Annotated in this window: 14 protein-coding genes and 1 pseudogene; 6 read left to right on the top strand and 9 right to left on the bottom strand. The window is 65.4% G+C overall.

Annotated features, from left to right (window positions below; translation table 11 throughout):
• Complete coding sequence (chsH3, locus tag D3H54_RS25810) at positions 1-861, top strand: enoyl-CoA hydratase ChsH3 (RefSeq protein WP_149382401.1); 861 nt, start codon at positions 1-3, stop codon at positions 859-861.
• Between the two features lie 145 nt (positions 862-1,006).
• On the top strand, positions 1,007-1,642 hold the full coding sequence (locus tag D3H54_RS25815; RefSeq protein WP_149382403.1) for a hypothetical protein: 636 nt from the start codon (positions 1,007-1,009) through the stop codon (positions 1,640-1,642).
• 59 nt (positions 1,643-1,701) lie between these two features.
• Here D3H54_RS25815 and D3H54_RS25820 read toward each other — a convergent pair whose 3' ends face one another.
• The 7 genes and pseudogenes from D3H54_RS25820 to D3H54_RS25850 all read right to left on the bottom strand — a co-directional run bounded on the left by D3H54_RS25820 (position 1,702) and on the right by D3H54_RS25850 (position 8,617).
• Entirely contained in the window at positions 1,702-2,544 is an 843-nt protein-coding gene (locus D3H54_RS25820) for a putative endonuclease domain-containing protein (RefSeq protein ID WP_149382405.1), read from the bottom strand.
• 102 nt (positions 2,545-2,646) lie between these two features.
• On the bottom strand, positions 2,647-3,813 hold the full coding sequence (gene ltp2, locus D3H54_RS25825) for a 17-hydroxy-3-oxo-4-pregnene-20-carboxyl-CoA lyase (RefSeq protein WP_083118738.1): 1,167 nt from the start codon (positions 3,811-3,813) through the stop codon (positions 2,647-2,649).
• Entirely contained in the window at positions 3,813-4,214 is a 402-nt protein-coding gene (locus D3H54_RS25830; RefSeq protein ID WP_083118739.1) for a MaoC family dehydratase, read from the bottom strand. Before D3H54_RS25830 ends, ltp2 begins: the two co-directional genes overlap by 1 nt.
• Positions 4,211-5,176, bottom strand: a complete 966-nt coding sequence (locus D3H54_RS25835) for a bifunctional MaoC family dehydratase N-terminal/OB-fold nucleic acid binding domain-containing protein (RefSeq protein ID WP_149382407.1) — start codon at positions 5,174-5,176, stop codon at positions 4,211-4,213. The genes D3H54_RS25830 and D3H54_RS25835 overlap by 4 nt, the downstream gene beginning before the upstream one ends.
• A complete protein-coding gene (fadE29, locus tag D3H54_RS25840; RefSeq protein WP_149382409.1) occupies positions 5,173-6,336 on the bottom strand; it encodes an acyl-CoA dehydrogenase FadE29 in 1,164 nt (387 codons plus the stop codon). The genes D3H54_RS25835 and fadE29 overlap by 4 nt, the downstream gene beginning before the upstream one ends.
• A pseudogene (locus tag D3H54_RS25845) lies at positions 6,337-7,343 on the bottom strand (acyl-CoA dehydrogenase family protein).
• Positions 7,344-7,378: 35 nt separating this feature from the next.
• The gene (locus tag D3H54_RS25850; RefSeq protein WP_149383741.1) at positions 7,379-8,617 is read right to left on the bottom strand and encodes a cytochrome P450; all 1,239 of its coding nucleotides are present in this window, start codon (positions 8,615-8,617) and stop codon (positions 7,379-7,381) included.
• A 120-nt stretch (positions 8,618-8,737) separates the two neighbouring features.
• Here D3H54_RS25850 and D3H54_RS25855 point away from each other — a divergent pair, with 120 nt between their 5' ends.
• From D3H54_RS25855 to D3H54_RS25870, 4 genes are all read left to right on the top strand, one after another.
• Complete coding sequence (locus D3H54_RS25855) at positions 8,738-9,901, top strand: steroid 3-ketoacyl-CoA thiolase (RefSeq protein ID WP_149382411.1); 1,164 nt, start codon at positions 8,738-8,740, stop codon at positions 9,899-9,901.
• On the top strand, positions 9,902-10,312 hold the full coding sequence (locus D3H54_RS25860) for a DUF8021 domain-containing protein (RefSeq protein ID WP_149382413.1): 411 nt from the start codon (positions 9,902-9,904) through the stop codon (positions 10,310-10,312). It abuts the gene before it with no gap.
• 15 nt (positions 10,313-10,327) lie between these two features.
• A complete protein-coding gene (locus tag D3H54_RS25865; RefSeq protein ID WP_149382414.1) occupies positions 10,328-10,783 on the top strand; it encodes a nitroreductase family deazaflavin-dependent oxidoreductase in 456 nt (151 codons plus the stop codon).
• 70 nt (positions 10,784-10,853) lie between these two features.
• The gene (locus tag D3H54_RS25870) at positions 10,854-11,258 is read left to right on the top strand and encodes a nitroreductase family deazaflavin-dependent oxidoreductase (RefSeq protein WP_149383742.1); all 405 of its coding nucleotides are present in this window, start codon (positions 10,854-10,856) and stop codon (positions 11,256-11,258) included.
• Position 11,259: 1 nt separating this feature from the next.
• Here the strand turns inward: D3H54_RS25870 and D3H54_RS25875 are convergent, their stop codons facing one another.
• Positions 11,260-12,165: an SDR family oxidoreductase gene (locus D3H54_RS25875; protein ID WP_149382416.1), complete on the bottom strand. Its 906-nt coding sequence runs from the start codon at positions 12,163-12,165 to the stop codon at positions 11,260-11,262.
• A gap of 13 nt (positions 12,166-12,178) precedes the next feature.
• Positions 12,179-12,958, bottom strand: coding sequence for an SDR family oxidoreductase (locus D3H54_RS25880; RefSeq protein WP_149382418.1), 780 nt, complete (start codon positions 12,956-12,958; stop codon positions 12,179-12,181).
• Positions 12,959-12,989: the final 31 nt, after the last annotated feature.

Below are 12,989 nucleotides of genomic sequence, written 5' to 3' on the forward strand. Positions count from 1 at the left end.
ATGCCGATCGATCTGTCCGTCGCACTCGGTGCCGAGCTGGAGCCGGTTGAGTTCTCGTGGACGAGCAGCGATGTGCAGCTCTATCAGCTGGGCCTCGGCGCGGGCGCGGATCCGATGGATCCCAAGGAGTTGCGCTACCTGGTCGACCGCACCCCGCAGGTGCTGCCCACCTTCGGCAACGTGGCCGCCAGCTTCCACATGACCGAGCCGCCGGAGGTGAAGTTCCCCGGCATCGAGATCGAGCTGAGCAAGGTGCTGCACGCCAGCGAGGCGGTGACGGTGCCCGCTCCGCTGCCGCCCAGCGGCACCGCACGCTCGGTGCAGCGGTTCACCGAGATCTGGGACAAGGGCAAGGCCGCCGTCATCGTCAGCGAGACCACGGTGACCGACCCGGACGGCGCACTGCTGTGGACCACCAAGCGGTCGATCTTCGCCCGCGGCGAGGGTGGCTTCGGCGGCGAGCGCGGCCCGTCGACATCGGTGGCCGCCCCGGACCGCGCACCGGACTTCGAGATCTCGGTTCCGGTGCTGCCACAGCAGGCGCTGTTGTACCGGCTCTGCGGAGACCGCAACCCGCTGCACTCCGATCCCGAATTCGCCGCGGCGGCAGGCTTTCCCAAGCCGATCCTGCACGGGCTGTGCACGTACGGGATGACCTGCAAGGCGCTGGTCGACACGCTGCTCGATTCCGACGCTTCGGCTGTGAAGACCTACGGCGCGCGGTTCGCCGGGGTCTGCTATCCGGGTGAGACCATCAAGGTCAGCGCATGGAAGGAAGGCGGCGGCTACGTCGGCGTCGTCACCGCTCCGGGCCGCGACGATGCCGTCATCCTCTCCGACGTGGAGTTCATCCCGGTCTGAGTTTCGGTCCGGGTCTTCCCATCCGCCAGATTCCGAAGTCGTGTGATCTCGTCGTCAAATTTGTCGATAGGTCAAATTTTCAGCGCGCTTCAGGGTAGGAACTTAGGCAAAGCAAACTTTGGTGCTTTCGCGAAAGGACTTTCCTATGAAGCTTGCCCCCGCCAAGACCGTCGGCCTCGTCGGCGCCGCCCTGCTCGTGGGTGCCGCCGCAGTCGGTTGCGGCAGCGACGACAAGGGGTCCGAATCGTCGTCGTCATCGTCGTCATCGTCGTCATCGGCCGCCTCGAGCTCATCGTCCGCCGCTTCGGAGACGTCCAGCGCGGCCGCCGCCCCAGCCGGTGACTACAGCAAACTGCTGCTGAAGGCCTCCGATATCGATCCGAGCTTCGTGGCCAGCGATCCGCAGATCAATCCCAATGGTGTGAACGGCGTCGTCCAGTCGATGACGAACCCTGGCAAGAACGAAACCATCGTCTTCGCGATCGTCGTGAGCGAGGACGCCGCAGGCGCGCTCAAGGCCCTGGACTCCGCCAAGGCCGAGCTGCCCAAGGAAGTTGACGCCGCACCGAAGCCCGCCGACGTCGGCGACGGCGGCAACGGCATCATCGCCGCGGGCAAGTCGCCTGACGGCACGAAGGCCATCACCGAGGTGTACTTCACCCAGGGCAAGTCGCTGGTGAACATCGAATTCTCCAGTGCACCCAACGATCCGGTGCAGGACGAAACCGCGCTGGCCATCGCCAAGATGCAGGACACCCAGGTCAAGAACAACCTGTCCTAAAGTTTGGCCGCTCGACAGTAACGCCACGGCGCGGAATCCCCGGATTTTCCGCCGTGGCGTTACTGTCGGTGCGACACAGCCGCAGCCACTCGGCGCCTGACCGTCCCAGGTGTGTCCTCGGATGTGAAACGGATGACCCGCCAACCGAGTTCGGCGAGGTCTTCGAAGCGACGAATGTCCCGGTCGCGCTGACGACGATCAACGCGGTGGTGGGCGCCTTCGTATTCGAATGCGATCTTCAGGTCTTCGTAACCCATGTCGAGTTCGGCGACCAGAACGCCGTACTCGTTGCGAACCGGAATCTGTGTCTGCGGTCGCGGGAAACCCGCCCGGACGATCACCAACCGCAGCCATGTCTCCTTCGGTGACTCCGAGCCCGGGTCGACAAGATCAAGCGCGGCCCGCGCTCGGACGATCCCTCGCCGGCCTTGATGCCGTTCAGCCAACAGCTCGACGTCGGCAACCTTCAAGCGCGTCGCGCGCGCCAACGCATCCACTGCCGTGATCGCCACATCCGTCGGATACCAGCACAGAAGATCGAGCGCGGTACGCGCGGGAGTGGTGCCGGCCATCCCGGCCTTACGGCACATCTCGTCGGCGTCAATACCGCAGGCACGGGCGATCACGCCCGGTGTCGGCCGACGATTGGAATCGCTGATCTCTGCGGCGCGACGGCTGTCGATCCACCTCGCGCCGTGGACAGCTGACGCCGAAAAGCCGACGAGTACGCCGCGCCGGCGTGATCGCAACCAGCACGCCGTGGCCCTTAGTACTGGAGTGAGCTCAGCCCCGGCCGGGATGTAGACGTCCTGATGGATCGCGCGGAATCGTGTTCGCAACTGGTGCCGTGTCAGCAGGCCGGCATTGAGCGCTTCGCTTCCGATGAACGGCTCGTCCTCCATGACCGGAGTGTGCCGCCGTCCACCGACAAGCCGCCGACAGTAACGCCACGGCGGGAAATCGGTTGATTCTCCACCCTGGCGTTACGCTCGGCGTCAAAGGCCTCAGCCCAGGATGATGCCGGACGTCGGGACGCCCGTGCCGGCGGTGACGAGCACGTGCTCAACGTTGTCCACCTGGTTCACCGAAGTGCCGCGCAGCTGGCGCACCCCTTCGGCAATGCCGTTCATCCCATGGATGTAGGCCTCGCCGAGCTGACCGCCGTGAGTGTTGATCGGCAGCCGTCCGCCGATCTCCAGCGCACCGTCCTTGACGAAGTCCTTCGCATCACCCGGCTCGCAGAAACCCAACTCCTCCAACTGAATCAGCGTGAAGGGGGTGAAGTGGTCGTAGAGGATGGCGGTCTGGATGTCGGCCGGCGTCAGACCCGACTGCGCCCACATCTGCTTGCCCACCAAGCCCATTTCGGGCAACCCGAGTTCAGGCCGGTAGTAGCTCGTCATCGAGTACTGGTTCGGGCTCGATCCCTGCGCCGCCGCCTCGATGATGGCGGGCCGGTGCTTGAGGTCCTTGGCACGCTCAGCCGAGACGATCACCAGGGCCACACCACCATCGGTCTCCTGGCAGCAGTCCAGCAGCCGCAGCGGCTCGGCGATCCACCGCGAGTTCTGATGGTCCTCGATGGTGATCGGCTTCTCGTAGAAGTACGCCTTCGGGTTGTTGGCGGCGTGCTTACGATCCGCGACCGACACCGCGCCGAAATCACGGCTGGTCGCACCGGAGTAGTGCATGTAGCGCTGGGCGATCATCGCGACCTGCGCGGCCGGCGTCGACAGCCCGTGCGGGTACGAGAACGAGTTGTCCACGCCGGTGGAGTCCGCGTTCTCGACCAGTCGCATCTGCACCTGACCGAAGCGCATGCCGGAGCGTTCGTTGAAAGCCCGGTATGCCACAACACAATCCGCGACACCGGTGGCCACCGCGATCGCCGCCTGCTGCACGGTCGCACAGGCCGCACCGCCGCCGTGGTGGATCTTGGAGAAGAACTTCAGATCGCCGATACCGGTGGCCCGCGCGATGGCGACCTCGGTGTTCGAGTCCATCGTGAACGTGGTCATGCCGTCGACGTCGGCGGGCGTCAGGCCCGCATCGTCGAGGGCGTCGAGCACCGCCTCCGACGCCAGCCGCAACTCACTGCGGCCGGAGTTCTTCGAGAAGTCGGTGGCGCCGATGCCGACGATCGCGGCCTTGCCGCTCAACTCGCCCGGCATCACGCGGCACCGATCGTCAGCGTGGCGGTGGCGATCACGTGATCACCAAGACTGTTGCTGCCCACGATCTTCAGCGTGATCAAACCGTCCTCCACTGCCGTGACCTCACCCGAGAACGTCACCGTGTCATAGGCGTACCAGGGCACGCCCAGGCGCAGACCGATCGACTTGATCACGGCGGTCGGGCCGGCCCAGTCGGTGATGAACCGCTGCACCAGACCGGTGTCGGTGAGGATGTTGACGAAGATGTCCTTGGAACCCTTGGCCTGCGCCTTGTCCCGGTCGTGGTGGACATCCTGGTAGTCCCGGGTGGCGATCGCCGTCGAGACGATGAACGTCGGGTCTCCGTAGAACTTCAGCTCCGGCAGCTTGGTGCCGACTTCGATTGCAGGCGCGCTCATTTGGCCGGCTCCCACGCGTAGTTGGTCCAGGCCGGGCCGACGTCGTTGGCCGGGAAGTCGATATACATTGCGCGGACGGGCATTCCGATCTTCACGGTAGAGGGATCGACGTTGCGCAGCTCACCGAGCATCCGCACGCCTTCGGAGAGTTCGACAAGCGCGATCACGAACGGCAGGGTCCGGCCGGGCACCTTCGGTGCATGGTGCACCACGAAGCTGAAGACGGTGCCGTTGCCGCTGGCGACGACGTAGTCGGTCTCCTGCTCCTTGTCGAGCCACAGCGCCGGCACCGGCGGATGAACCAGCGTGCCGTCGCCGCGCTTCTGGATGCGCAGTTCGTGCGCGTTGACGCCGTCCCAGAAGAACTTGGTGTCCTTCGATGACGCCGGGCGCATGGCGGAATCGGCATCGAGGTCATCCGGCACCGACGAGGGGGCTGCCTCGGACTTATCAGCAGGGATGAACTTCATGATGCGCCACATCATCTCGGCGACATCCTCGTCACCGACCGACCAGGTGATGGTCTGGGTGATGAAGAACGCCTCGCCCAACGCGGTGCGCTTGGGGCCGACGACGTCGGTCAGCTCGGCGGCGACACTGACTTCTTCGCCGGGGCGCAGATAGCGGTGGTAAGTCTGCTCGCAGTTGGTCGCGACGACGCCGATATAGCCTGCCTCGTCGAACAATTCGAGGATCTTGCCCAGCGGATCGTCATCGGGGCGAACACCGCCCAGACCCATCATCGTCCAGACCTGGATCATCGCCGGCGGGGCAACCAGGCCGGGATGCCCGGCCGCCTTGGCGGCATCGGAGTCGACGTAGATCGGGTTCTTGTCGCCGATCGCGTCGAGCCAGTGGTCGATCATCGGCTGGTTGACCGGATGCCGGCCGACCCGCGGCTTGCTCTTGCCTTCGGCCTTGACCCGCTCGGCCGCTGCCTTGATGTCGTCGACCGCGCTCACCGCGGAACCCTCGGCACCTTCAGGCCGGCAGCCGCGATCATCTCTCGCATGACCTCGTTCACTCCGCCACCGAATGTGATCACCAGATTGCGCTTGGTCTGGCTGTCCAGCCAGTCCATCAGCTCCGAGGTCTCCGGATCGGCTGGATTGCCATGTGCAGCAACGATTTCCTCGGCGAGTCGGCCCGCGTACTGGATGCGCTCGGTACCGAAGACCTTGGTGGCGGCCGCATCCGCGATGTCGATCTCCTCGCCCGACGCCGCGACCTGCCAGTTGAGCAGTTCGTTGATGCGCCACATGGCCTTGAGCTCGCCCAGCGAGCGCTTGACGTCCGCATGGTCAAGCGGGGTGTCCCCGTTGCTACCGGGCTTTGACGCCCACGAATGGACCTTGTCGTAGAGCACCGCGAACCGGCCGGCCGGTCCGAGCATGACCCGCTCGTTGTTGAGCTGGGTGGTGATCAGTCGCCACCCGCCATTCTCTTCACCGACAAGCATGTCGGCGGGCACCCGCACGTCGTTGTAGTACGTGGCGTTGGTGTGGTGGGCGCCGTCGGACAGGATGACCGGCGTCCAGGAGTAGCCCGGATCTTTGGTGTCCACGATCAGGATCGAGATGCCCTTGTGTTTCACGGCTTCCGGATCGGTGCGGCAGGCCAGCCAGACGTAGTCGGCATCGTGCCCGCCGGTGGTCCACATCTTCTGGCCGTTGACGATGTACTCGTCACCCTGCTTGACCGCCGACGTCCGCAGCGAGGCCAGATCGGTACCGGCCTCCGGTTCGCTGTAGCCGATCGCGAAGTGCACCTCACCGGCCAGGATCGCCGGCAGGAACTTCTTCTTCTGCGCGTCGGTCCCGTACTGCTGCAGGGTCGGTCCGACGGTCTGCAGCGTCACCGCGGGCAGCGGCACGTCGGCACGCTGGGCCTCGTTGACGAAGATCGACTGCTCGATGGGGCCGTAGCCCAGGCCGCCGTACTCCTTGGGCCAGCCGACACCCAGCTTGCCGTCGGAACCCATCCGCTTGATGATCGCGCGGTAGGCCTCGTTGTGCCGGTCGGACTCCATCGCCTGGGCTTCCTCAGGCGAGATGAGGTTCGAAAAGTATTCCCGCAGTTCAGCTTGCAGCTGCTTCTGCTCGGGGGTCAGCTCGATGAACATTTACGCTCCCACCAGTTCGAGACGGTGTGCCTTGCCACCCAACAACCGGGTGAGATCTTTGATCGACGAGTAGTAGCGGTGCATCGGGTAGGTGATGTCCATACCCATGCCGCCGTGCAGATGGTGGCACAGTTGCATGACCGGTGGCGCCTGCGAAGTCACCCAGTAGCCAAGGATGTCAATGTCTTCGGTCGCATCGCGACCCTCGGACAGTGCCCAGGACACCGCCGTCGACGCCAACGTGATGGTTCGCGAGGCGATGTAGATCTCGGCGAGCTGCGCGGCGACGGTCTGGAAGGTCGACAGCGGCTTGCCGAACTGGTGCCGGTTGGCGACGTAGTCGGCGGTGAGCCGCAGCGCGCCTGCCACCAAGCCGGACGCGTAGGCGCCGACGGCGGCCACCACCAGCTGATTGATCCGCCGCACGGAATCGCTGCCGCCCAACACGTCTGCGCTGTCGACGGGGTGTCGGCGAAGGTGACGACGTATTCGTCGGCGTGCGTCGCCGACGGGGTCTTCGCCAGGCTGACGCCGGACGCCGTCGGCGACACGACCACCACACCGCTGTCGGTGCTCACGACGATCCAATCCGCCTGCTCGGCAAAGGGAACGCCGATCTTGGTGCCGTTGAGCTTGCCGCCCGTCAGCCGCGTCTCGGGCCGCTCGGGCAACGAACGACCCGGCTCGTTGAGCGCCGCGGTCAGCACCGCACCCTTGGCGACTCCGGCCAGGTAGCGATCCTGCTGAGAGTCGGACGCCAGGTCCAGCAGCGGCAGCAGTCCCAGACCGAGGGTCGCGAACGCGGGACTGATGTTGCCGAATCTGCCGATCTGGGTGAGCGCCGCGGTGATCTCGGCCAAGCCGAGGCCGTCACCGCCGAGCCGCTCCGGGACGCCGAACGCCACGACGCCACCAGAAACCAGCGCGTCCCAGCTGTTGTCCCGCTCGAGTGCGGACGTCACCACGTCGGTGACTGCCTGCTGCCCTTCGTCCGGACTGAAGTCCACGAAGAATCCTCCTTGATTCTCAGGCGATACGCGTGTTAGGCCGATGCTCCGGTGTAGTCCACTTGCCAGTGCTTGATGGCATTGAGCCACCCCGAACGTAGCCGCTCCGGCGTGCCCGCCGAGGTGAGATCGGGCATGTGGTCAGCAACGGCGTTGAAGATCAGGTTGATCGTCATCCTGGCCAGGTTGGCGCCCACGCAGTAGTGCACCCCGGTGCCCCCGAAGCCCACATGCGGGTTCGGGTTGCGCAGGATGTTGAAGCTGTACGGGTCCTCGAAGACCTCTTCATCGAAGTTGGCCGAGCGGTAGAACATCACCACCCGCTGGTCCTTCTTGATCTGCACACCGGACAGCTCGACATCTTCGGCGGCGGTGCGCTGGAACGCGGTGACCGGGGTGGCCCAGCGGACGATTTCGTCGGCCGCGGTCTCCGGGCGCTCCTTCTTGTAGAGCTCCCACTGGTCGGGGTTGTTCGCGAACGCGATCATGCCGTGGGTGATCGAGTTGCGGGTGGTCTCGTTGCCGGCCACGGCCAGCATCATCACGAAGAAGCCGAACTCGTCGTCGGAGAGCTTCTCGCCGTCGATGTCGGCGTTGATCAGCGCGGTGACGATGTCGTTGCCGGGGTTCTTACCCTTCACCTCGGCCATGTGCATGGCGTAGGCCAGCACCTCCATCGACGACTGCTTGGGGTCGACGTCGAACTCCTCGTCGCCGTTGCCGGTCATCTCGTTCGACCAGCGGAACAGTTTGGCGCGATCCTCCTGGGGCACACCCAGCAAATCCGCGATCGCCTGAAGCGGCAGCTCACACGCCACCTGCTCGACGAAGTCGCCGTTTCCGTGCGCGGCAGCCTCTTTCGCGATGATCTGGGCCCGCCGGTCGAGCTCGTCACGCAGTGCGCCGATGGCGCGCGGGGTGAACCCCTTGGAGATGATCCGGCGCAACCGGTCGTGGTACTCGCCGTCCATGTTGAGCATGACGACCTTCTGCAGGTCGATGTCCTCGCGCGCCATCTCGTCGGGGAACTGCGGGATTGCGGTGTTCGGCGAGCTGAGGAAGACGTCGTTGCGGCGCGAGACCTCTTTGACGTCTTTGTGCTTGGTGACGACCCAATAACCGCCGTCGTTGAAGCCGCCCTTACCGATAGCCTGTTCGCACCACCAGACGGGCGCGACCCGGCGCAGTTCGGCGAGCTCCTCGACCGGCAGCCGCTGCACATGCAGATCCGGATCCAGGAAGTCGAAGCCGGCCGGGATGTTGGGGGTTGGCATGATCATGCGCTCCTCAATATGACGTGTTCTAGTGCCAGTAAAACATGCCTTCACCGCAGACAAAAGGCACCGTGGCATCCTCGCTTGTCAGACTAATGAAACGTGTTCTAGCCTGACCTCATGGGTAATCCTGTCATCGTCGAAGCCACCCGCAGTCCCATCGGAAAGCGGGGCGGCTGGCTGTCCGGTCTGCATGCGACCGAATTGTTGGGGGCCGTCCAGAAGGCCGTGATCGAAAAGGCCGGTATCGACGCCAACGAGGTTGAGCAGGCCATCGGCGGTTGCGTCACCCAGTACGGCGAGCAGTCCAACAACATCACCCGGGTGGCGTGGCTGACCGCGGGACTGCCCGAGCAGATCGGTGCCACCACCGTCGACTGCCAGTGCGGCAGCGCCCAGCAGGCCAACCATCTGATCGCCGGCCTGATTGCGAGCGGCGCGATCGACGTCGGCATCGCCTGCGGTATCGAAGCCATGAGCCGCGTGGGCCTCGGCGCCAACGCCGGCCCGGACCGCTCGCTGATCCGCGCCGCATCGTGGGACATCGACATGCCGGATCAGTTCACCGCGGCCGAGCGGATCGCCAAGCGCCGCGGGATCACTCGCCAGGACCTCGACCACCTCGGGTTCCTGTCTCAGCAACGAGCCAAGCGGGCCTGGGACGAGCACCGCTTCGACCGCGAGATCTCCCCGATCGAGGCGCCGGTTCTCGACGAGAACAAGCGACCCACCGACGAGCGCCATATGGTCAGCCGTGATCAGGGCCTGCGCGACACCACCATGGAGGGCCTGGCCGGGCTCAAGCCGGTGATGGAAGGCGCCATGCACACCGCGGGCACCTCGTCGCAGATCTCCGACGGCGCCGCCGCGGTGTTGTGGATGGACGAAGACAAGGCCCGTGCGTTGGGACTGAAGCCGCGGGCGCGCATCGTCAGCCAGGCGCTCGTCGGTTCCGAGACCTACTACCACCTCGACGGCCCGGTGCAGTCCACCGCGCGGGTGCTGGAGAAGGCCGGAATGAAACTCGGCGACATCGACCTGGTGGAGATCAACGAGGCGTTTGCGTCGGTGGTGCTCAGTTGGGCGCAGGTCCACGAGGCCGACATGGACAAGGTGAACGTCAACGGTGGCGCGATCGCATTGGGGCACCCCGTCGGTAGCACCGGCAGCCGGTTGATCACCACCGCGCTGCACGAGCTGGAGCGCACCGATCAGAGCACGGCCCTGATCACCATGTGTGCCGGCGGTGCGCTGTCGACCGGCACCATCATCGAGCGGATCTAAGTGGCCGGCGGGCAGGAGCGAAGCGACCCGGGGAAGGGTTCGGTCAGCGACGCAGATCGGATCGCGGCGGCCCGCGCGTACATCGAGGCCCTCGCCAGCCACAAGGCTGACGAGGTGCCGTTCGCGCCGGACTGCACCCGCATCGAATTCGGGGTCAAAACCGGGTTCTCCGGAGATCAATTGCGCCGCAGCCTCAATCGTGGCCCGCAGTACCTCGTCATCAAGTCGGTCAGCGAGCCGGAGTTCACCGTGAACGGCGATGAGGTCCACGCCCGATTCGAACTCCTCACCAAACCGACGCTCGCGGGACGGCGAGTCGCCGCACGTATCGACGAGACGTTTCTGATCCCGGCCGCCGACGGCAAGATTCATCACATTCGGGCGATCGTTCGCCCATTCATCAAGAGCTAGCCCGAGGAGTTCTTCTTGCCCAAGCCGCGCCCCAAAGCCCTCGACACCCCGATGACGAAGTTCATCATCAAGTGGATGTCCAAGGGGCAGACCGCCTTGTACAAGGTGAGCAACGGCAAGATCGGCGGCAGCTTCCTCGAAGGTGCGCCGGTGGCGCTGCTGACGACAATCGGGCGCAAGAGCGGTGAGCCGCGGGTGGCCCCTCTGCTCTTCCTCCGTGAGGGCAATCGGGTGGTGCTGGTGGCATCCCAGGGCGGCAGCGACAAGCACCCCCTGTGGTACCTCAACCTGAAGGCGAACCCGAAGGTGAAGGTCCAGATCAAGGACGAGGTGCTCGAGTTGACGGCGCGCGATGCCACCGAAGCCGAGCGCGCCGAGTACTGGCCCAAGATGACCGCTTTCTACACCGGCTTCGAGGACTACAAGTCCTGGACCGACCGGGTCATCCCCATCGTGATTTGCGATCCGTAAAGCTGGGCAATTCATTGGCGTGAGCCAAGAGTCCCACCCCATCCGCAACTCGAGCGTGTTGGCGAAAGCCATGAAGTACTTCGCCCGCGCCCACATCGCGGTGTATCGCCGCACCAACGGCAAGCTGGGCGCAAAGCTGCTGTGGTTTCCCGCCGCGCTGGTGACGACCACCGGCCGCAAGTCGGGGCAGCCGCGCACCACCGCCACCCTGTATCTGCAGGACGGGGAGCGCATCGTGCTGCCCGCGTCCTACGGCGGGCGCAACTCGAATCCCGCGTGGTACCTGAATTTGAAGGCCGATCCGAAGGTCGAGGTTCAGGTGCGCGACTCGGTTCGAGACATGACCGCGCGGGACGCCACCGACGACGAGCGCCGGGTGTACTGGCGCCAGCTGACGCGAATCTATCCGCCGTACAAGGGGTATCAGGACGCCGCGGATCGGCGCATCCCGTTGGTGGTGTGCGAGCCGCTCTGAGTCAGGCGCCGAAGACCGGCAGCGGAGTGCGCGAGTTGGCGATCAGGTCGCTCACGACCGGGCCGAGCTCGGCGGGATCCCAGCGGGCGCCCTTGTCGATGGTGCCGCCGCGGTTCCAGCCCTCGGCCACCCGGATGATGCCGCCTTCGACCTCGAACACCTGACCGGTGACGTCTTTCGACTCGACGCTGCCGAGCCACACCACCAGCGGGGAGACGTTTTCCGGCGCCATCGCGTCGAAGTCGCTGTCCTGGGTGGCCATCATGTCGGCGAACACGGTCTCGGTCATCCGGGTCCGGGCCGAGGGCGCGATGGCATTGACGGTGACGCCGAAGCGCCCCATCTCGGCGGCGGCCACCAAGGTCAGCGCGGCGATACCCGCCTTGGACGCGCTGTAGGTCGCCTGCCCGACACTGCCCTGCAGGCCGGCACCCGAGCTGGTGTTGATGATGCGGGCATCGACGGCATTGCCGGCCTTGGACTGCGCGCGCCAGTACGCTCCGGCGTGCTTCATGGTGGCGAAGTGCCCCTTGAGGTGCACGGCGGTGACGGCGTCGAACTCATCTTCGGTGGCGTTGACGAACATCCGGTCCCGCACGATGCCGGCGTTGTTCACCAGCACGTCGAGTCCGCCGAAAGAGTCAATGGCGGTCTGGATCAGCGCCTCGGCCTGCGCCCAGTCGGCGACGTTGGAACCGTTGGCGACGGCTTCTCCACCGGCGGCAACGATTTCGTCGACCACACCCTGTGCGGCACTACCGCCACCGGCCGGCGAACCGTCGAGCCCGACCCCGATGTCGTTGACCACCACGCGCGCGCCTTCAGCGGCGAACGCCAGCGCGTGCGCGCGGCCGAGGCCACCGCCCGCTCCTGTCACGATGACGACACGACCGTCGAGAAGTCCCATTGACGTTGTCTCCTTATTTGATGTCGGCAGTGGTGGTCGACAGGTAGTGCGGCGGTTCCCCGCCGCCATGTACCTCCAGCGACGCACCACTGATGTAGGACGCCGCGGGAGAGGCGAGAAACGCTGTGGCCCAACCGATGTCCTCGGGTTTGGCCAGCCTGCCCAGCGGCACGTTCTTGGAAATCGCCGCGATGGATTCGGCGTCACCGTAGAAGAGTTCGGACTGTTCGGTTTCGACCATGCCGACGACGACGGAGTTGACGCGAACCTTCGGCGCCCATTCCACGGCGAGCGTGGTCGTCATGCTTTCCATGCCGGCCTTCGCCGCCCCGTAGGCGACGGTGCCCGGCGTGGGCCGTCGGCCGCTCACGCTGGTGATGTTGATGATCGAGCCACCGGAGTCCTGGGCCTGCATCACCGCGTTGGCATGCTGCGAGACCGACAGCGCACCAAGGAGATTGAGCTCCACGATCTTGGTGCTGAATTTCGCCGAGGCGTCGGCCGCGAGTACATAGGGTGAGCCGCCCGCGTTGTTGACGACGACGTCGAGGCGCCCGTGGTCGGCGACGATCCCGTCGATGAGAGCTTTGACGGCCTCGTCGTCGCGGATGTCGCAGGCCCTGAACTCGTACGGCGACCCTTCGACCGGCCGTCGGGCGCAGGTGATGACGGTCGCACCCTGCGCGGCGAAGACGGCGCTGATTCCGGCGCCGACACCTCGCACACCCCCCGTCACCAGGACGACAGAGGCGTTCAGTTGCAGGTTGATACCGCTGTCAGCCGCTTCGGTCACTGTGCTAGCGTACCAAGCAAGTGCTTGCTTA

The sequence above is a fragment of the Mycobacterium sp. ELW1 genome (genome assembly GCF_008329905.1).
In the GTDB taxonomy this organism is placed as follows: Bacteria; Actinomycetota; Actinomycetes; order Mycobacteriales; family Mycobacteriaceae; genus Mycobacterium.